This window comes from Calothrix sp. CBUCES-K 9914 (assembly GCF_059640475.1).
Window position 1 is genome coordinate 62,709 of the sequence record NZ_JBXXZH010000009.1, and the last position, 20,158, is coordinate 82,866.

The following is a 20,158-nucleotide window of genomic DNA, read 5'->3' on the forward strand; positions in this document are numbered from 1 at the left end:
AGAATTAAATTTTTGGAAGTCCCTTAGGGAGATATTGCTGCATTACAGCTAAATGCTGCTTGCTGCGAAGAATAATGAAAATTATCACCAGAAACTTGTGCAACCAACTCAACTTCTCCACTGGAATCAAGTACCCAACCTTGTGCTTCCACAATTGCTTCTGAGTTTTGTTTTGTGGCGATTTGTTCTTTCATTTCCCTTGTTTGCTGATTTGGGTCATTTGGCAGCGTTAGCCAGTTATTTATTATTGCACGTTTGCGTAATGGTTCATAAGGATTTTCTGGTATTCCTCCCCTTCCAGTAGAGATAAATTTACTGGCAGTTTGCCCCCTTCTGGGAGTGCAACCTTGAGCTATTTGCTGGGATGCGTCAACTAGGTTGTTTGGTAATTCGATTAAACCGCGACTAGGTTCAGTTTCAGGTCGTTCAATCAAAACTTGTCCCTGCGCTCCGTTTTTAGAACTAGCTGTAATATCGCTAGTAGTGGGGGATTCTTTAGAGCGTGCTTCTATTCCAAAAATGCCTTGATTCCTCCTAATCTTGACGCTACCACCCCTACCATCAAAAGCATTCGCAGTAATATCGCTGTTTTCAAAAGGAACAGCAACGATAAATCTTGAATTAATATCAATGTTGCCTCCATCACCGCCAAATTGATCGTTACCAGCTGTTGTAGAAATTTTACTGCGATTGCGTAGCAATAATAACTCTTGCAAGTTCAAGGTAATATTACCACCGATATTGCTGCGAGTTTCGGCGGTAATACTTCCATTCTCAAGGGAAAGTATACCTGCTGCTAGTTCAATGTTACCGCTAATTCCTTCTCCCTGGCTGTCAACGGCGATTTTCGCACCATCTCGAATAGTTAGAGTTCTAGGGTCAATGAAGATATTACCACCGTTGCCAGTGGAACCGGGAGTTGTGTTCGCATATAAACCACTACCGGGATTTGAGAGATTAATATTACTAGCTGCATTAATGGTAATATTGCCAGCTTGTCCCTTACTAGAGGTGTTAGTGAGTAATTGTCCACCACTAGAAACATTCAAACTATCGACATTTAACTGAATATTTCCTGCTTTACCGTTACCACTGGTGCTTGCTGCTAATTGAGCGCTGTCTTTAATTATAAGAGAGTTTGCATTAACAGTAATATTACCACCATCTCCACCTGGTAAAATTTGAGGCACAGCAGTAAGTCCATTAAGGATAATAGTGTATTTATTCTGCTCAACACCGTTGCCAACCCAACCACTTAAGGGTAAACTTCCCCCTTTTCCAGTAGCGCCACTAATTTCTGTGGGAGTAAGAAAACTAAAAATTTCACCTCCATTACTAACAGCAGTTACAGGGTATTGGCTAACAGCTAGATAATAAGTTCCAGGGTTTTTAGGGGTCAACGAATTCTTTTCTGGTAAAGATGATTGGAAAATATAATTTGTATCAATATCATCATTGGCGTATACACCAAAGCCGTTGCTATCAAAAAGGAATAGCCGAGTATCACTCACTTGGGAGAGAAGTGTTGTTGCTGAAAAGGTTTGATTTCCCTGCAATTCAATCCGATATAGGTCTACATCATTAGTACTATCGAGACTACCAGAAATTTTTTCAACAGAAATTCCAACAACTGTGGGAATAGTTTGAGCCGTGCTGGGTAATTGTCCAGTTTCGCCTATTTCGGCAACTGTTGTAAATTTTAGCGGTAGGGTAATAGCTGAAGCTTGAGTACTGGCGAAAATACCTGTGTTTTTACCTGATATAGTAATTTGTTTAATAGGTTTATCGGGACTACCCAGGTAAATATCACCAGCTTTCCCACTTCCTACTGTGCTGGTAACAATCTGCGCTCCATTAGCCAGTAACAGAACAGGAGTACTCAGCCTAATAGTGCCGCCGTTGCCATCAGAATTAGGTGTAGTGTTAGAAAATAGTCCACTGGCAGGACTGATTTGGTCATTGAAAATAGGCAAATAGGATATTCTCGGTTGCTGTTGTTCAAAAAAGTTTGGATCACTGTCCACAATATCAATTTTTTCACTGGCATTGATTGTGATATTACCTGCGTTGCCTCCATCAAAGCCAAAGGTAGATGTTAGCAACTTGGCGCCACCTGTAATTTTTAGGGTCTGGGTATCTAGGGTGATATTACCACCTATAGCACTACCGCTTGTTCCAGCATTTAAAACGGCTGCATCTGATAATTGTAAAGTCTTCGTTGTAATTCTGATATCACCTGCTTTAGTAGTAGCTCCAGAATTAGCACTACTTCGTATACTACTATATGCCAGTAAGGTGGCATCAGGGTAGACAGGAATAGTTACGAGTCCAGAAATATTAACAGCATCAGTGGCATTAATTTCAATATCACCTCCTTTCCCTTCAGCAGAGGTTGTGGAAACTAACTGAGAACCATTAAGTAGCGATAAAGAAGGCGCCTGCATACTAATTTTGCCAGCATCTCCTTTGCCACCAGAGTTACTATATATAGAACTTCTATCACTGATAACAATGGAGTTTCCCGCCTGAAACGAAATGTTTCCTGCGCCACTGCGCTCGCTAATTGCTTCACTATCAAATGTGACTTCTTTTGTAATTAAAATTGAGTCTCCGGCTTCTAGAGATATCCCACCACCAGCACCCCTACCATAAGCAACATCACTATAAATACCACCATGATCTACAAAAGAAATAGAACCATTTGCCTTCAGTGAAATATTTCCAGCATCTCCCAAGCCTGAAGGAGTGCTAGTAGAAATACTGCTTGTATCAAAAGAGATAGAGCCGTTTGCTTTCAATGAAATATTCCCTGAGTTTCCCTCTCCATAAGTAACACTAGCAACGCCACTATTGCGAAAAAACATAGAGCCAGTACTTTGCAACAATATATTTCCAGCGTCTCCTCTACCGTTGGTTTGACTGCTTATAAAGCTGTTTAATAAATCTAGGTTACGAGTGTCAATTTTGATGCCTCCACCGCCATCAGCGGTTGTATTCAGATCGGCGTTGTTTAATAAAGCATCGGCTCGCGCTATATTATCAGGAAGACTCAAACTCACATGATTACCATCAACCTTCAAATCAACTGTCCCCTCACCTGCTACTCCTGCTAGTTCAATTCTTCCACCAGGAGCGATTAATTTAAATTGGTTGGCGCCGATCTGCCCTCCAGCAAAAATCAAGCTGCTTTTTGGAGTAACTCTCAGTTCAGAACTGGGTTGTCCTTGGAGCGTAATTTCTCCTGGTTGCTTGTTGCCATATTGTAAACCAATGGGAACTTTAATACTTAGCAAAGACATCTGTTGCGGATTAATTGCACTAAATTCGCTCTGATCGTCAAACTTGAAACTGTTCGCTGTACTCACTACAAATGAACCACCCACATCTAACCTCGCGTTTTGTCCAAATATAATCCCATTGGGATTGATTAAAAAAAGATTTACATTTTTATTCTGTGTACTAATTAAACCATCAATTATAGATTTATTACCACCAGTCACACGAGAGAGAATATTTTGAATATTGGGATTGCTTTGAAAAATAGCTGTTTCGTTAGTATTAAGATTAAACTGACTAAAACTATGAAATAAATTATTACCGACAGTTTGCCCCAACGATTGGGGAATTGTGTAATTTGAACCCGTCAAAGTTGCTGGAGTTCCCAAAGAGCCATCCAAGGTAATATTTTGTGCGTAGGCTTTAGTGCCAGGATATACAAAGACAACAGCAGGCGCCAAAAATCTTGACAGCCAAATCAGCAAAAGTTTTGGCATATGTATATGACCTTCCTCGCAACAGTAACTTTAAACTGCTCGGTTCGCTTCTGAGAATTTATGCAAAATGATACAGAAATTTACATACTAAGGAATGTAACAAAAACTTAACATTGGCATACAGCAAATGACGAATGGGCTTTAAAGAATCAAAATTGTATATAAATAAATATCACCAGAGTTTTTACCGTGGTAAATTACATTCAAAAATGAAACACATGTCGGAATCTAGTAAAATGCCTGCATATTTTTACAAACCAATCGTATAAACCAGCGTAAGGGATAGTACTGAGGGGTAAATTATGAATGCGCCAGTTTTACAAGTCGGTGAGCAAGCTGTTCACGCAGATGAACTACCTGTAATGCTGAACCGCTATCAAATGATGTCGCAGGTTCGACGAGGTTTGGTTATTGACCAGGCTATAGCTAATATACCTTGTAATGAGTCAGAAAGGATTGTGGCGATTACAGAGTTTGAAAAACATAATCATGGTATGAAGTTAGAAGCTATGGAGGAGATAGCTATTCGCAATTTTAAGATATATAAATTTAAAATGATTAATTTTGGTAACAAAGTTGAGTCATATTTTTTAAAAACTAAGGCAAGATTTGACCAAGTTATTTATTCTGTTATTCGCGTTAAAGACCAAGGTCTTGCTTCGGAGATATATTTTCGTATTCAAGCTGGAGAACAGTCTTTTTCTGAATTAGCGCGCGAGTTTTCTCAAGGTTTAGAAGCATATACTGGGGGTATATTAGGACCTGTTGCTCTGGGTCAAGTACACCCGGTTATTGGTAGGGTGTTAGCTGTAAGTAAACCCGGTCAACTTTGGGCGCCTCATAATATAGAGGGTAATTTTGTAATTATTCGGCTTGAAAAGAGTATACCAGCTAGGCTCGATGATGTTATGCGGCGCCGATTGATTGATGAACTATTTGAAAATTGGCTCAACCAACATATTTAATTTAAGGTTGCATAAATTTCTATTACATACGTATAAAACGGCATGATGCTTATAAAAGAAGGACGACAGCAATGGTTTCCCGTGTAATGACATCTACGCAAGTTGATATAGAAGAGTTTCTCGCGGGTGTATTTCCTTTTAATAACTTGTCTAAAAATGCTTTAGATAACTTATCTACAAAAGCTGAGTTCCTACGCTACCGCCTTGGACAGGTTATTACCGCGCGTGAAGCGATGCCCCAATATATTAGTATTATCTATGAAGGACAGGCACGTCTTTTAGGTTATGACCCTCGTAATGATAAAGCTACTACTTTAAAATTACTGAGTGCAGGAGAGGTGTTTGGCTGGGTCAGTCATCTGCGTTCTTGTCCATGCGAAACTGTTATTGCTTCGACTGAAGTTGTTTGTCTCAATATTAAAAGCGCTGATTTTTTAAGTTTATTACAACAAAATTCATCTTTTACGGAAGCATTATATAATCACGCTGGATGGATTGAAGTATATGATTTGTTAGGAGAGGAACTTAGCCGACGAGCTTCTGGAGAGACTGACTTAGTAAAGCTTACGCGCGATGTTATTGAAAGTGATGCTGTACAGGTATTATCTGCGCGGAAGTTTTATAAGCAGTTAGACTCAGACTTTTTATGGCTAGTTAGTGGTAGTTCACAAGCTGAGTTTGCTGTTGGTAGTCGTATTGAATGTCAAGATGCTAACCAAAACATTTCTGCAAGAGGTTTTTTACGCTTGTTGGGTGTGCGTCGTGATGCATTGGAGAAGATAAGTACTGAAGTACTTACTACGGGTATTTCTTCATCTACTACTTCAAGTATAGATTTAGCTCGTGTTCCTTATGCTCCTGATACAGTTATAGATGCTGAGTCTACTAAGCATAAGAAGTATCCTTATATACGAGGTAAGGGTCAGCAGGATACTGCTTTGGCTTGCTTTCAAATGCTGTGTCTGTATTTTAATATGCCGTTTCGTCGCGATATGTTACGTCGAATAGTCGCGAAACAAATACAGCATACAGGAGTATCACTTCAATTTTGCGGCGCCGTGGCAGAATTGATGGGGTTAACAACACAAATGGTGAAGGTTCCTGCTACTGCGGTAAGTCGTTTGCAACCCCCAGTGATGATTTCTTGGCAAGAGAGTTTTGCAATTATTTACAAAAGCAGTCCCCAAGAATTAGTTATAGCTGTTCCAGAGACGGGGGTGATACGTCGCAAAACGCGCGACTTTATTGAGACTTGGGGTACAGAAGGTGAAGTGTTGCTTTTTCAACCGACAAAACAAACGCCTCAGTCTCGGTTTAGTTTGCGCTGGTTTGTACCTGCGATGCGACGCTACCGTAAAGTATTAATCGAGGTTTTAATTGCTTCGATTGTTGTACAGGTGTTTGGATTAGTCAATCCTTTAGCAACACAAGTAATTATTGATAAAGTTATTGTTGGTAATAGTCCAGATAGCTTGGAAGTATTTGGTATTTTCCTAATTGTTGTCGCAGTTGTCGAAGCTATATTGACCGCTATTCGCACGCAGTTGTTTGTAGATACGACTAATCGCATTGATTTATCTCTCGGTTCGGAAGTTATCAATCATCTTTTACGTTTGCCTTTATCTTACTTTGAACGGCGCCCAGTTGGGGAATTAGCGACGCGCGTCAACGAGCTAGAAAATATTCGCCAATTTCTCACGGGCACAGCACTTACTGTTGTGATGGATGCTGTATTCTCTGTGGTGTATATCTTGGTGATGGTTATTTACAGTCCGGTGTTAACGCTTGTGGCACTCGCAACAGTACCTTTGTTTGCACTGCTCAACTTGATGGTATCACCTATTATTAGGCGCCAACTGCAAGATAAAGCCGAACGTAACAGCGAAACACATTCCTATCTTGTCGAAATGATGGGGGGAATGCAAACGGTTAAAGCGCAGAATTTAGAAATGCGTTCGCGGTGGCAGTGGCAAGACAAGTACGCGCGTTATATCAGTGCTGGTTTCAAAACCATCTCAACGCAAACTACCGCTAGTTCCATCAGCAACTTTCTCAACAAGTTTTCTACTTTATTGGTACTTTGGGTTGGCGCCTATCTAGTTTTAAACCAACAATTAACTTTAGGACAACTTATCGCCTTTCGTATCTTATCAAATTATGTAACCAGTCCGTTACTTCGATTAGTACAACTGTGGCAAAATTTCCAAGAAACAGCTTTATCTTTACAAAGATTAGCGGATATTCTTGACACACCCCAAGAAACTGAAACCGATAATCAAAATATCCTTATGCCAGCAATTCAAGGAAGCGTTCGTTATGATAATCTTTCCTTTAGCTTCCGTCAGGGTGGTACGTTGCAATTATGTAACATTAACTTGGATATTTCCGCTGGCGCCTTTATTGGTATAGTTGGACAAAGCGGTTCTGGTAAAAGCACGCTATTAAAATTATTACCAAGATTATACGAACCTCAAGCAGGTAAGATTTTAATCGATGGTTATGATATCAGCAAAGTTGAACTGTATTCACTTAGGCGCCAGATAGGTGTAGTGCTACAAGATACCTTACTTTTTGATGGTACAGTACGCGATAACATTGCCCTTGCTTATCCAGATGCTAGCGATGATGAAATTATAGCTGCTGCAAAAGTCGCATTTGCTCACGATTTTATTATGAACCTGCCTAACGGTTATAACACCCAAGTTGGTGAACGTGGTTCTAATTTATCTGGTGGACAAAAACAACGTGTAGCTATCGCACGTACTGTTTTACAAAATCCTCAAATTTTGATATTAGATGAAGCTACTAGTGCATTAGATTATAACGCTGAATCACAAGTTTGCCGTAATTTAGCAACTGCGTTTAAGAATAAGACTGTGTTTTTTATTACTCATCGGCTTGGTACTATTCGCAATGCTGATACTATTTTAATGATGGATAATGGCGCCGTTGTTGAGCAGGGTACTCATGAAGAGTTAATGTCGTATAAAGGTTATTATTACTGTTTATATAAGCAACAAGATTCTCAGTTATAAGTGCTGAGTGCTGAGTGCTGAGTGCTGAGTAAGGTGGGCAGTGCCCACCTAGCCCTGTCAAGGTGTACCACTTGCGTACTAGCTGGAAGCCTTATTTTTACGTTGTACCCCCAACCCTGAAATATAAAATTGAGCGCAAATTTTGTTTTTTGCTTTCAAATTTTAATCAGTGAAAGGCTAAAACCCTTATAAATGGGTAGTACTCATGCTCACCTTGACAGGGCTAGCAGTGCCCACCCTACAATCTAAAATCCAAAATCCATTCATGTCCCTATACCGGGAAAATCCAAAATCAAAATGGCTATTCAATTTGACCAACCTGTTTTATTACAACAATCTCCTATCTGGTCGCGCGCGATTGCTTGGGGTATTGTTGGGATTACTACGTTTACTGTAGTTTGGGCTTCTGTTTTTAAAATTGAAGAATCGATTCCTGCTACTGGTAAACTGGAACCAAAGGCAACTGTGCAAGAAATTCAGGCGCCTGTTGGTGGTGTAGTTAAGGATATATATGTAAAAGATGGCGAAGCTGTTAAGAAGGGTCAAGTATTAATTAACTTTGAAGATACTTCTTCTCAAGCACAGCTAACTTCGTTACATAAAGCGCGCGCTTCGCTGGTTCTACAAAAAAATGCAGTTCAACTGGAAACTGATTTTTATCGTTCGCAAATTCAAACTGTAGGACAAGCTGTAGTATCACCTCAAGAAGTGACGCAAAAATCTACTTTACTGGGAATTAAACCAGAATTAGCTTTTTTGATGAAAAGTCGAGCAGCTTATGCAGCAGAAAATCAACTTTATCGCGCGCATTTACAAGGTTCTACGACTGGTGTTAATTTTACTCCAGAGCAACAGTTACGTTTAAAAAGTCGTCAAACTGAGTTAGAGTCTCGTGTTGAAGGTGTTAAATTAGAAACAGGTCAAATACAGCAGCAATTATTACAAACTGAAGCTCAGTTAACTAGTGCGAAACAATTACTGAATATTAATCAAAATATTCTCAATAAATTTGCACCTTTAGCAAAAGCAGGAGCAATTTCTCAAATTCAGTATTTGAAACAGCAGCAAGATGTTAGCACAAAACAAGCTGAAGTTACACGTTTGACAAAAGAAAAGCAAAGATTGCAGCTAGCATTTGCAGGAAGTAATGAAAAAGTTCGCAATACAACCGCTGTATCACAAGAAGATACATTCTCTAAAATTACAGTTAATGATAAAAGTATTGCGGAAATAGACAGTCAATTATCTAAATTAATTTTAGAAAATCAAAAGCGTCTTTACGAAATTAATAGTCAAATTGCGGAAATAGATAGTAAATTAACTCAAACTAAAGAAACTTTGAAATACCAAAAAATTAAGTCCCCTGTCGAAGGAAATATTTTTGAACTAAAAGCCAAATCATCAGGGTTTGTGGCAAATTCCAGCGAACCAATTTTGAAAATAGTTCCCAAAGACAATTTAATCGCCAAAGTGTATATTACTAACCGAGATATTGGTTTTGTCAAGGAAGGTCAAAAAGTAGACGTTCGCATTGACTCGTTTCCCTTCCAAGAATACGGTGACATCAAGGGTGAATTACTAGAAATTGGTTCAGATGCTTTACCACCCGACCAAGTATATCCTTACTGGCGTTTTCCTGCTAAAGTGCGTTTAGATGGACAAGCCTTATTAATCAACAACCGTCAAGTTGCTTTACAATCAGGTATGTCAATCAACGCCAATATTAAACTACGCAAGCGAACTATTATTAGTATCTTTACAGATTTCCTAGTTCAGAAAGCCGAAAGCTTAAAATATGTAAGGTAGGGTGCGTGACGCTACCAACAATCTGACAACGAAGCGCAAGTCTAATAGCGTCACGCACCTTACGAGTTAAGAATGTAGATGTAGGAGTGCTTTCATTGTGGGTAAGCTAGTTATTTTAAAATTAGGAGAGGGAAATTTTGAGCAGGGTTTTCACGTCACGCTGCAAATAGGTGACGAAAATGTCCGTCCGGTAGTGGAAATTACAGGAGAATTACCACCTGACCCTGATATCAAACGCTATTATCATCAGTGGCAATCAATTTACCGTAGTCTCAATTTACCCGGTCGTCCTATTGGTATACCTAAGCAAACTATAAAAACTGCCACTATTGATGATTGCCAAAAAGCTGCTCAAGAACTAAACGCGCGCTTTAATTGTTGGTTAGCTTCTGAGCCGTTTCGTCGTATTCGCGAGAAATGGTTAGAAAAACTTTTACCTGAAGATAATATTCGTGTACTGCTACAAACTCAAGATTTATGGCTTAAAAAACTACCTTGGCATTTATGGGATTTATTAGAACGGTATCCGAAAGCAGAAGTAGCATTAAGTACACCTAGTTATGAACAGGTTAGCCGCTCTTTACCAGAATCAAAGGCGGCAAAAGTTCTAGCAATATTGGGTAACAGCGATGGAATTGATACAAAAACCGACCGTAAAATCCTTGAAGAGTTACCTTTGACGGATACTACGTTTTTAGTTGAACCAGAATGTAAAGACTTAACGAATCAATTATGGGAGCAAAACTGGCAAATTTTGTTCTTCGCTGGACATAGTTCTAGTCAGGATAGCTGTGATACTGGGAAGATTTACATTAATCAAACTGAGAGTTTGACAATTGGTCAATTAAAGTATGCACTCAAAAAAGCAGTTGAAAGAGGTTTACAACTGGCTATTTTCAACTCTTGTGATGGTTTGGGGTTAGCGCGCGAGTTTGCAGATTTGCAAATACCCCAAATTATAGTTATGCGTGAACCTGTACCTGACAAGGTAGCGCAAGAATTTTTGAAGTATTTTTTAGAAGCGATGATCAGGGGTGAGTCACTATATTTGGCTGTACGTGAAGCAAGAGAACGGTTACAAGGAATAGAAAATAAGTTTCCCTGCGCTAGCTGGTTGCCTATTATTTGTCAAAACCCTGCTGATATACCGTTTACTTGGAATTCTCTCATCAAAACGCCTGATATTCCTATATCAGAAAAACCTGTAAAACGCGCTCCTAACTTGGTTGCTTTCTCGTTGATGTTGCTTTTAAGCTTGGCTACTACTGGGCTAGTTATGGGAGTAAGATATTTAGGAGTTTTACAACCATTGGAACTTGCAGCATTTGATGTGTTACTACGCTCACGTCCTACTGAAAAACCAGATTCTCGCTTGTTAGTAATAACTGCTACTGAGGAAGATGTGCAGACACAACGTACTGAGGAACAACGCGGTTCTTGGTCTGATAAAGCATTAAGCGAAGTTTTAGAAAAAGTTGAAGCACTACAACCGCAAGCTATTGGTATAGATTTATATAGAGATTACGCTGTTAGTAAAAATTATTCTCAGTTAGCAAAACGACTCCGAGAAAGTGAAAATATAATAGCTGTTTGTCAAGTTAATGACTCCCAAAAACGAATAATAGGTGTTGCACCACCACCAGAAGTCTCAAGCGACCGTTTAGGGTTTAGTAATACTCTCAACGATACTGATAATATAGTACGTCGTCATTATTTGGCATTAACTCCTCCTCCTTCCTCACCTTGCGGCGCCTCTTATTCTTTGAGTGTACAGCTAGCACTGCGTTATTTATATACTAAGGGAGTAAAACTTGAATATACAAAAGACGGTGCGTGGCAACTTGGAAAGCTCTTAATAAATCCTTTAGAAGCACATACGGGAGGATATCAAGGTATTAATGCTCTGGGACATCAAATATTGCTGAATTACCGCGCGTCTCCAACAATTGAAGCTATTGCCCCACAAATTACTGTAAAATCAGTGCTTGCTGGTAAATTAAATGCAGCGACAGTTAAAGACCGTATAGTTCTTATTGGTACAACCGCAGAAACTTTTCCTGATTATTGGTTAACTCCTTATATAAATAATGAAACGTATTCTCAAGAAGTACCAGGGGTAATACTGCAAGCACAAATGGTCAGTCAATTAATCAGTGCTGCCTTAGATGGAAGACCTTTGCTATCAACTTGGTCTATTGAGAATGAAACAATTTGGATTTTTTTGTGGTCTAGCTTAGGGTACGTTACAGCCTATTTTCTCAGACAATCGACTTATTTGCTAATATGCTTTGGAATTTGTATAATTTTTATATGTGGAAGTTGTTTTGTCCTTTTAATTTTATTTAGTTCTTGGGTTCCACTAGTTCCTGCTGTCCTTGGTTTATTAAGTAGTCCAATGGTTGTATTCTTCTTTTCAAAATCTTTTCCAAATCAAAACTAAAACTTATTATTTTGTTACAAAAAGGTGTACTTATGAAAAACAATTTTAGAAAAATACAGCTAACAGCTATATTAAGTTTCATAACTCTATTCAGCAGCATTGTTAGCTCAGTATATTGGACGGTGCCTACAGTTGCAAGAAACACCCCGATTAAATTTGTCCCACCTCCTGCTCCACCAGATAGAGGCGCCGCAGGTACGCGCGGAGGTGCAGCAAGTCGCGGTTGCAGCAGTGAACAGCCAATGACTGCATTAGTACCTGTATACGAAGAAACAACAACTCAAGCAAGTCCAGTTACTAAGGTTTGGGGTTTAACAACTGCCGAACTTCCAACTTTTTGGTTTTTTATCCCTTATCAAAAAGCATCAATTAAAAATATGGAGTTTGTTGTCAAAGACGAGACAACTAAACCAAGTAAAACAATATACCGTGGTTCTGTGACACCTCCAGCGGCGCCGGGAATTATGAATATCAAACTGCCATCAGTAAATTCTTTACAAGTAGGTAAAACATATAACTGGTTTTTGAAGCTAAAAGTAGATTGCAACCCACAGCTACCAGCACAACTCGAATATGTAGAAGGATGGGTACAACGAGTTAACCCAAATTCTAAACTTGCGGATAATCTTAAAGGCGCCACACCACAGCAAAAAGCCGCGCTGTATGCTGAAAACAGTATTTGGCACGACGCTCTAACGACATTGGCAGAGCTTCGCATTGATAAACCAAAGGATACAGCGTTAATGGCTGAATGGAACAGCTTACTCAAGTCCGTTGGTTTGGATAACTTGGCAAATCAACCGCTTATTAAATAACCTACAACTTATTTGTAGTAGTTGCGGATGGTCAGATTCCCGACAAATGAACGCTCGCGTCGGGAATCTTAATGGAAGGTTCAAAAGCACTATTTTGGAAAGATTGTTTACTTAATTACAAAAAATATAACCAGTACATCTAGCTAATGACTGAGTTTTTTGGTAAAAAATCAAGTTAGAATGATTTCAACACGTTGTATATTGAACGGATAGAATACATCTGATTCTTTCGTTTATGATAAGGAAGAATCGTAAATTGACGAAGTAAAAGATAAAAATAGTAAATCGGTCATTTTTAACTTATGCTTCTAAAATATCACATTCAACAACAATGCCTTGCATTCACTTTGCTTGTTACTGTATTTGTTATCTTGCCTTCAGTAGTAACCGCATTTAGCATATATTTCTACAACACCAAAAATAAGCTAAAATCGGCTGATGCGGCAATTGTACTGGGAGCAGAAGTTTGGCAAGACAAACCATCTCCTGTTTTTAGAGAACGAATTAATCATGCAATAAACCTGTATCAAAAAGGAAAGGTTAGTAGCATAATTTTTACTGGTGGAATTGGCGAAAATAAAGATATAGCAGAAGCAACCGCTGGTCAGCGTTATGCGATAGCGCGCGGAGTCAGAGAATCAGATATCTTAATTGAAACTAAATCTCGGACAACCCTCCAAAACCTGAAAAATGCAAAAGAAGTTGCGTCAGAGCAGGAGTTGTCTGAATTTATTATTGTCAGCGACCCCTTACATTTAAAACGAGCCACATTAATGGCACGAGATTTAGGTATGAATGCATATCCATCTGGTACACCGACTACCCGCTACCGAAGTATGGAAAGCAAGCTGAAGTTTTTGGTGCGAGAAACCTCTGCCTACTTTTTTTATTTGGCATCCACTATCCAACATTTGAAAAAATTGAAATCTCCTTAACATTAACGAAAAATCTAACCCCTTCCCTTGTAGGATACAGAAGAGCGATTCAGGGGTGGCGCCCATCATTTAATAAAAACAGACGTGTAGAGACGTGTTCACGGAGTGTACCGCAGGTAAATTTTACGTCTCTACATTCGGGTAAATCACGCAAAATCGTTAGACCTGCTTCATAAGGAGCTTGTAATAGTTTGGACACAGAAGCGTCAGTTATTATGGTTCTTGCGTAGCATAGATGACGAAACTTCAATACCTTCATACGAGAGGGCGCCTTGCTCCCGATATCGAGAACCAAAGTTGCACAGCTTCGAGGCAACTAGCATTTATTGATTCTTAACAAAAAAAATTTATTTCCTGTCCAAAGAAATGTATTATTCTTTGATGAAAGTTATTGATTCGAGTTGCGGAGCGATGAAAAATGCTCGAATGGGTGATTAATCCTTGGATACTGCTAGCGGAGGGGAAAATAGTAGAAGTTAAAAAAGAAGAAATACCAGAGGTTGCTAGGGTTGGAGATGAGATGATGACCTCTCAAGGTAGGGGTCAGATTGTTGCCTTGGGAGCAAATTTCCCCGATGCAAAGTTAATTTCACTCATAGATAGGCGCCTACCGAAACAAGGATATGAGGAGTTAGTGGGAAAGAACCAACAAAAAATCGACGAACTTTTAGTTCAAATGAGAAGAGCGGATGTTGACGAATTTGAGTTGAAAAAACTGCATTCCAGCTTGCTGGAACTACTAAATCAACGCTCACAGCGTACAGTGACTCGAATATACAAACAAGGGGGGAAAGAATATGAGGTAGGGCAAGAATACAGTCCACGTTATCCTACCGAAGCTCCAGAAATAATTGGGAAACAGAAGTATGAGCAATTAGTGAGAGAATGGCAGGAGTACCAGTGGCAATTACAACAGCGTCGTTACGAGGGTATGAAAAACCATCCTCAAGGAACTGATCTGGGTGATTGGGAACGATACCAACATTATATGGCTGAACGCGGCCGTGGGGCTTTGGAAGAGCCAATGAGATTTGAAGCATGGGTAAGGCTAAGTCGAGAAAAACCCTCTGCTCCTAAACGTAAGCTAGGAGAAGATATAATTGTAAAAGGGGAGTGGGGTAATTTTAAGTCAAAGGTTTATGGACACGCTGTAATTGAGCATGGTGCGCGAAGACTCGCATCGGAACTTCAAGACCGTGCCTGTAATACAGGTAAACCTCAAGGGCATTGGAAGGACGATCAATTTATAATTGAAGCTGAACTGTTAACACCTTTGGAGCCTGGTGAACATGTTATCAATATGGGTAAGCCTGCTGGTAATATATATCTTCCCGATAGCACAGCCCTTGAAGGTGTAATGATTGTCAAAGTTATCCGTAGTAGAGATTTAACATTAAAAACAGCATATCCTTTTTGTTGAGGTAGTTAGAAGATGAGTCAAACCTTTAAAATATCTTCCTATTGGGAAAAGTTAAACGAACCTAATTATTTTTTTGAGATAGTAGATGCGAATAAAATTTTCATATCCTTAAGCTATTTCCTTTCGCGTTATCAAGGACAATTTATTATCAGTTTTCAAGAGCATGACGCTTGCTTTTCACTGCGTCCTGATTTATCTACTATATTTGAAGATATTCCTCTTGTGTTAGAAAAACTGACTCATGATACACAGTCACCAGTAGAGTTTAATTTTTTTGAACAGGGTACAGATGTGGGAATGTTAATGGAGCGTCAAGGTGATATCATCAAAGTTCGTTTTGAGACAAGCGAAGCTTCGGCTATGAAGTTTAAGTTTTTGCCTGATACCAATATTTTAGTTTCAGCATGGGAATTTTTAGCGCAATGGCTCCAATTTATTAGGACAATACTAGATGCGATAGTGGAGCTACAACCAGAACTTGTTCTGGATGAAAGTTATAAACAATATACAATGCACCTTACGGCTGTGGAAGAACATATTGCAGTAAAAATTTAGTTATGAACAAATATTTATAAAAAGAAGATATTATAATAGATTATAGTTTAATTGGCTAGCCTTAGTCAATTTAAATTCGCCTTCAAAAATTGATATTCAATGCGTAAGTCCTGTTGTATGTCAAGAACGACTGGCAGAACCACGCACGGCGAGAACAGTCTAAATATACTTATCAAATGCGTTTTATAGTTTATTTGTTCTATTAAAAGGTGCTGGGGAAACTTCTATTAGGAGTGCCTGGTAGCGCAGGACACAACAACATAAAGGCGCCACTTCTGCGTTCGATATAATTTGCGCTCATTTGTAGTTGTAAAGTTACTATTGCTTGCTGCAAGAGTTCCGCCCTGGCAATAACATCATCTGTTTTCGCAGGCATTGATTGCAGAATTAAGAATATTGTTCTCGTATTAATAATTTGCAGCAATCTGAAAATTTGTTGTCAGCAGGTTAACAGCTAGCTACTTCATATCGGGAGCATCCAATGAATGGAAGAATGTTAGAAGTTTAAGCTTCGTTTACTGATTTTGAAGGAGGAAGGCTTATGACAGCAACAGAATTTTCTCAAACAGGTATTACTTTACTCACACAATCTTACAAAGCATTGATTTTTGACTGTGATGGAACGCTTGCAAATACTTTACCCGTACACTTCCAAGCATGGTCTGCATCTTTGAAGAAGTTTGGCGCCCAGTTGACTAAGGAATGGTTTTATCAACACTGTGGAACTTCTGCATTAGAGATGATTGAGTTACTTAACAGCCAGTTTTACTATGAGCTTGATTCAGCTTTAGTCAATGCCGAGCGAAAAAAATATTATCAATCTATGATTCATACAGTCGAAGAAATCCAAGAAATTGCAGAAATAGCGCGCGCTAATTACGGTAAAGTACCGATGGCTGTTGCGTCTGGTGGTGAAGGTGCTATTGTGCAGGCAACTCTTGAGATTTTGAAACTTCGTCATTTGTTTGACACAGTTGTTAGTGTTGATGATGTCGGCAAAGGCAAACCTGAACCAGATATTTTTCTGCTTGCAGCTAAACGTTTAGGGGTTGCTCCCGAAGATTGTATTGTCTACGAAGATAGTAATAGCGGGTTAGAAGCTGCACAAAGAGCCGGAATGCGTTTTGTTGATGTGCGTGCTTTAGGACAATAATTTCAGTTCAATTGGCAGGAACGTCCCAAAACGGGTTTATTGTACGCGCTCGGAATGAGCGCAAGTCTTCAAACCCTTACCGTACAATAGTTGTAGCCAATTAAAATTTAGATTTTTTCACTCTCAAAGAGCGTAAATTATCAAGGGTACTTGCCGAGTTCAAATTCCAAACATAATCACCAGTTAGATTTATATGTTCCCACCCCATTGGTGATAAATGTTGCAAATATGTGTCCGGAATAACCATACCATCCGACTTCAACCAATTAACCGCATTCTCCAAATACACTTTTGTACTTACTGAGTGACAGCTTTGCAATTTTTTTTACCTTTTATGATTGCAACATCCTGCATCAGCCTTTAAGAAAATACGTATTGCAATTGTAAGCAAAAGAACTTATGAAGTCAGCATTTTTATCCAAAAATATTAGTAAATCAGAGTTTGCACTTTTGTGCATTCTCTGAAATGTCTGAGCTGTATAGAATACACATATATAAGCGGTAGTTAGTTTTGGTTATCTATCTATATAGCTATATAACAAAAAATGAAGAAAGTATAAATGCTAAGTATTTTAGTAAAAAAACATGATACGAGTAGACATAGCCCAATTAACGATGCATTTGAGGTTAACGATGGAAGAAATAATTAAGATTCTTGTTGTTGATGACCATCAATTAATTTTGGCAGGAACTGTAAATATTTTGTCGCATCACTTTCAGAATGCAGAAATATTTAAAGCTAAGACAGCTTCGGAGGTAAATGAATATCTGAAGAACTCGAAGTTTGACTTGATTGTTATGGATTTGTCTATTCCTGACAAAACTGGTGATACTGCCTCAATAGAGACAGGAATTAATCTCCTGCAGCAAGTGCTAGATGATTACGATACACAAAATATTTTAGTCCAAACAAGTTACGTAAAAGCGTTAGTACGCATTAAGCATGATATTGACAATCATCAAGGTGGATTTGCAATTGCAGATAAAGCACTCTCAGAACATGAAATGTTAGTGCGACTAAATTTAGCACTTCAAGGAGCGACACATACTAAAGAGATAAGAACTGGAATTGAGCTTCAACCTAATTGGCTTAAAGTTTTATGTTTGGCTTTTGAAAAAGGATTAACTGATACGGCTATTTCTAAAGAAATGCATGTAACAAGACGTACAGTACGAAATTACTGGATTAAAATTCAAGATGTGCTTGGTATATATCCTGAAGATGGTCAAAGTCTACGAATTCAAACAGAAATTCGTGCCCGTGAAGAAGGATTAATCGGTTAAGGAGTATAAGTAAATGCGTGTGCAATGGCGTAGACTTTGTGCAAAATTTAAAATATGGCGTTATGCAGCGTCTTCCGGATTAACAGTTTTGATGGTAATTATCTTTATCCGTATGAATGGTTTGTTGCAAGTGCCAGAATTGACATTATTTGATACATTTTTACATCTGCGTTTGCCAGAAGCTACTGATGAGCATGTAGTAATTGTCGGTATTAATGAAGATGATATTAACAAGGTAGGTAAGTATCCTATTCCTGATGGAGAAATTGCTGAATTACTTGATAAGCTAGCAACTTATCAACCCCGTGCTATTGGACTGGATATTTTTAAAAACGTCTCAATTGAACCAGGACATGACAAACTGGTTAAAACCTTTAAAGAATATAAAAATATATTCGGTATCAATAAGGTTTTGGAACCTTCAATTCCAGCACCAGATTCCATTCCTTCCGACCGTATTGGATTTGCAGATGTCAACCCTGATATTGATGGTAAATATCGGCGATATATTTTATATACACCAGACCCAAAAGAATGGGAAAATCAGAAGCAAGACCATTTCTCATTAGCTCTACAGCTTGCTAAAGCTTACCTAAAACCGAAAGGCTATACTTATGAAAATGGCATAAACGACCAAAATACTATACGATTTGGAAAAGTTGAATTACCTCGTGTAGTATCAAATTTTGGTGGATATGTTGATAAAGATGATACTGGTGAGCTAAAAATATTAGTCAACTTTAGAAGTGGGGATAAACCATTTCGTATTTTCTCGCTCAATGAAATTAAGACGGGTAGGACGAGTCAAGGTAAAATAGACCCTAAATGGTTGCGCGATAAGATTATCCTTGTTGGTAATGTTTCTCCTAGTGGAGGTGATAGAGTACATACCCTAGCAGTTTCTGAACAGAAAATTCCTGGTTTAATGTATGGAGTTGAATACCACGCACATGCTACTAGCCAAATTATTAATGCTGTTTTAAATAATCGTCGTCCGATGCTAACATCATGGGCAGAATCTTGGGAGTATATATGGATAGTTGTTTGGGGAGTTATCTCAATTAATATTGGACGCTCTAGACAATTAATCTGGGAAAAATTAATATTTGTTGCTGGAATAAGCTTTTCATTGATGATATTTGGTTACATCATTCTGTTATTTTACGGAACTTGGATTCCTATAATTCCATGTTTATTTACTTTAATAATAAATGTAGCACTCAGTCCATTATATCAGCATGAAAAACTTTTGCGCTCCATAATTAATGAACGGCAACGTACTATTGATAGTAAAATGAATACTATTGACCATACATTTCGTGTTATTCACAATGGACCGTTACAAACTCTTGCGTATGGGCTAAAACATTTAAAACAGAAAGAGTTACCTCAAAATGAATTAATTCAAGTTTTTGAAAAACTCAATAAAGAAATTCGAGCGCTTGGGGAAGATTTAAAGCAAGAAGCACTGACAGATAATAAAGTTTTACGATTAGGTAATGGGTTAAAAATAAATTTAAATAATAAGATACACGATTTATTTTATGAGGTATTTAGCAGTACTATTGAACGTGATGATTTAGAATATTTTCAAACACTTAAGATTAAATCGCGTATATTTGACCCAATAGATGAAAAATATTTAAATATGGAATATAAAAGAAAATTATGTCTTTTTTTAGAGGAAAGTTTATGTAATGTGGGTAAACACGCGCGTGGGGTCAAACGTGTAGAAGCATCAGGAACTTACTTAGACGGATTCTATACACTTTGTATCAAAGATAATGGTTTAGGATTACTGACATTAGCAGAAAATAAGGGTACACAAGATTCTCAAAATCTAGCACAAATTTTAAATGGAAGCTTTAAACGTAAACAGATAAAACCACATGGTGTATTATGCGAATTAAGCTGGCAATTAACCACTTTTGTTCAAGGAAAGCATTAAATATGATTTTTATACGCAGAATAGTAAGT

General features: G+C 38.3%; 15 protein-coding genes. 11 read left to right on the plus strand and 4 right to left on the minus strand.

The features are described 5' to 3' along the window. Positions 1 to 23: 23 nt before the first annotated feature. On the minus strand, positions 24 to 3,773 hold the full coding sequence (locus AC2JBO_RS03590; protein WP_496952251.1) for a two-partner secretion domain-containing protein: 3,750 nt from the start codon (positions 3,771 to 3,773) through the stop codon (positions 24 to 26). A 302-nt stretch (positions 3,774 to 4,075) separates the two neighbouring features. Here AC2JBO_RS03590 and AC2JBO_RS03595 point away from each other — a divergent pair, with 302 nt between their 5' ends. From AC2JBO_RS03595 to AC2JBO_RS03620, 6 genes are all read left to right on the plus strand, one after another. Beyond that, positions 4,076 to 4,738: a peptidylprolyl isomerase gene (locus AC2JBO_RS03595; protein WP_496952252.1), complete on the plus strand. Its 663-nt coding sequence runs from the start codon at positions 4,076 to 4,078 to the stop codon at positions 4,736 to 4,738. 86 nt (positions 4,739 to 4,824) lie between these two features. Next, positions 4,825 to 7,773: a peptidase domain-containing ABC transporter gene (locus AC2JBO_RS03600; RefSeq protein ID WP_496952253.1), complete on the plus strand. Its 2,949-nt coding sequence runs from the start codon at positions 4,825 to 4,827 to the stop codon at positions 7,771 to 7,773. A 297-nt stretch (positions 7,774 to 8,070) separates the two neighbouring features. Beyond that, positions 8,071 to 9,579, plus strand: coding sequence for a beta-barrel domain-containing protein (locus tag AC2JBO_RS03605; RefSeq protein WP_496952254.1), 1,509 nt, complete (start codon positions 8,071 to 8,073; stop codon positions 9,577 to 9,579). Between the two features lie 97 nt (positions 9,580 to 9,676). Continuing rightward, entirely contained in the window at positions 9,677 to 12,019 is a 2,343-nt protein-coding gene (locus tag AC2JBO_RS03610; protein ID WP_496952255.1) for a CHASE2 domain-containing protein, read from the plus strand. A gap of 32 nt (positions 12,020 to 12,051) precedes the next feature. Further along, complete coding sequence (locus AC2JBO_RS03615; RefSeq protein ID WP_496952256.1) at positions 12,052 to 12,834, plus strand: DUF928 domain-containing protein; 783 nt, start codon at positions 12,052 to 12,054, stop codon at positions 12,832 to 12,834. A gap of 302 nt (positions 12,835 to 13,136) precedes the next feature. After that, entirely contained in the window at positions 13,137 to 13,769 is a 633-nt protein-coding gene (locus tag AC2JBO_RS03620) for a YdcF family protein (RefSeq protein WP_496952257.1), read from the plus strand. Between the two features lie 49 nt (positions 13,770 to 13,818). Here the strand turns inward: AC2JBO_RS03620 and AC2JBO_RS03625 are convergent, their stop codons facing one another. Beyond that, the gene (locus AC2JBO_RS03625) at positions 13,819 to 13,968 is read right to left on the minus strand and encodes a hypothetical protein (RefSeq protein ID WP_496952258.1); all 150 of its coding nucleotides are present in this window, start codon (positions 13,966 to 13,968) and stop codon (positions 13,819 to 13,821) included. A gap of 219 nt (positions 13,969 to 14,187) precedes the next feature. Between AC2JBO_RS03625 and AC2JBO_RS03630 the strand changes: the two genes are divergently transcribed. Both AC2JBO_RS03630 and AC2JBO_RS03635 read left to right on the plus strand, forming a co-directional pair. Then, a complete protein-coding gene (locus tag AC2JBO_RS03630; RefSeq protein WP_496952259.1) occupies positions 14,188 to 15,189 on the plus strand; it encodes a hypothetical protein in 1,002 nt (333 codons plus the stop codon). A 12-nt stretch (positions 15,190 to 15,201) separates the two neighbouring features. Beyond that, a complete protein-coding gene (locus AC2JBO_RS03635) occupies positions 15,202 to 15,744 on the plus strand; it encodes a hypothetical protein (RefSeq protein WP_496952260.1) in 543 nt (180 codons plus the stop codon). Between the two features lie 202 nt (positions 15,745 to 15,946). Here the strand turns inward: AC2JBO_RS03635 and AC2JBO_RS03640 are convergent, their stop codons facing one another. Then, on the minus strand, positions 15,947 to 16,120 hold the full coding sequence (locus AC2JBO_RS03640) for a hypothetical protein (RefSeq protein WP_496952261.1): 174 nt from the start codon (positions 16,118 to 16,120) through the stop codon (positions 15,947 to 15,949). 165 nt (positions 16,121 to 16,285) lie between these two features. Here AC2JBO_RS03640 and AC2JBO_RS03645 point away from each other — a divergent pair, with 165 nt between their 5' ends. Next, positions 16,286 to 16,897, plus strand: a complete 612-nt coding sequence (locus tag AC2JBO_RS03645; RefSeq protein ID WP_496952262.1) for an HAD family hydrolase — start codon at positions 16,286 to 16,288, stop codon at positions 16,895 to 16,897. 100 nt (positions 16,898 to 16,997) lie between these two features. Here AC2JBO_RS03645 and AC2JBO_RS03650 read toward each other — a convergent pair whose 3' ends face one another. Next, the gene (locus tag AC2JBO_RS03650) at positions 16,998 to 17,216 is read right to left on the minus strand and encodes a Tn3 family transposase (protein ID WP_496952263.1); all 219 of its coding nucleotides are present in this window, start codon (positions 17,214 to 17,216) and stop codon (positions 16,998 to 17,000) included. Positions 17,217 to 17,482: 266 nt separating this feature from the next. On the opposite strand from AC2JBO_RS03650, the gene AC2JBO_RS03655 reads away from it, so the two are divergent. Together AC2JBO_RS03655 and AC2JBO_RS03660 are read left to right on the plus strand one after the other, a co-directional pair. Continuing rightward, positions 17,483 to 18,181, plus strand: coding sequence for a response regulator (locus tag AC2JBO_RS03655; RefSeq protein WP_496952264.1), 699 nt, complete (start codon positions 17,483 to 17,485; stop codon positions 18,179 to 18,181). 13 nt (positions 18,182 to 18,194) lie between these two features. Then, positions 18,195 to 20,129, plus strand: coding sequence for a CHASE2 domain-containing protein (locus AC2JBO_RS03660; protein WP_496952265.1), 1,935 nt, complete (start codon positions 18,195 to 18,197; stop codon positions 20,127 to 20,129). Positions 20,130 to 20,158 lie beyond the last annotated feature (29 nt).

Bases quoted from the DNA above. Each gene is read 5' to 3' on its own strand.
- AC2JBO_RS03660 (WP_496952265.1), top strand. From the start codon at position 18,195: ATGCGTGTGCAATGGCGTAGACTTTGTGCAAAATTTAAAATATGGCGT.
- AC2JBO_RS03620 (WP_496952257.1), top strand. From the start codon at position 13,137: ATGCTTCTAAAATATCACATTCAACAACAATGCCTTGCATTCACTTTG.
- AC2JBO_RS03615 (WP_496952256.1), top strand. From the start codon at position 12,052: ATGAAAAACAATTTTAGAAAAATACAGCTAACAGCTATATTAAGTTTC.
- AC2JBO_RS03630 (WP_496952259.1), top strand. From the start codon at position 14,188: ATGCTCGAATGGGTGATTAATCCTTGGATACTGCTAGCGGAGGGGAAA.
- AC2JBO_RS03645 (WP_496952262.1), top strand. From the start codon at position 16,286: ATGACAGCAACAGAATTTTCTCAAACAGGTATTACTTTACTCACACAA.
- AC2JBO_RS03590 (WP_496952251.1), bottom strand. From the start codon at position 3,773: ATGCCAAAACTTTTGCTGATTTGGCTGTCAAGATTTTTGGCGCCTGCT.
- AC2JBO_RS03605 (WP_496952254.1), top strand. From the start codon at position 8,071: ATGGCTATTCAATTTGACCAACCTGTTTTATTACAACAATCTCCTATC.
- AC2JBO_RS03595 (WP_496952252.1), top strand. From the start codon at position 4,076: ATGAATGCGCCAGTTTTACAAGTCGGTGAGCAAGCTGTTCACGCAGAT.
- AC2JBO_RS03640 (WP_496952261.1), bottom strand. From the start codon at position 16,120: ATGCCTGCGAAAACAGATGATGTTATTGCCAGGGCGGAACTCTTGCAG.
- AC2JBO_RS03655 (WP_496952264.1), top strand. From the start codon at position 17,483: ATGATACGAGTAGACATAGCCCAATTAACGATGCATTTGAGGTTAACG.
- AC2JBO_RS03600 (WP_496952253.1), top strand. From the start codon at position 4,825: ATGACATCTACGCAAGTTGATATAGAAGAGTTTCTCGCGGGTGTATTT.
- AC2JBO_RS03635 (WP_496952260.1), top strand. From the start codon at position 15,202: ATGAGTCAAACCTTTAAAATATCTTCCTATTGGGAAAAGTTAAACGAA.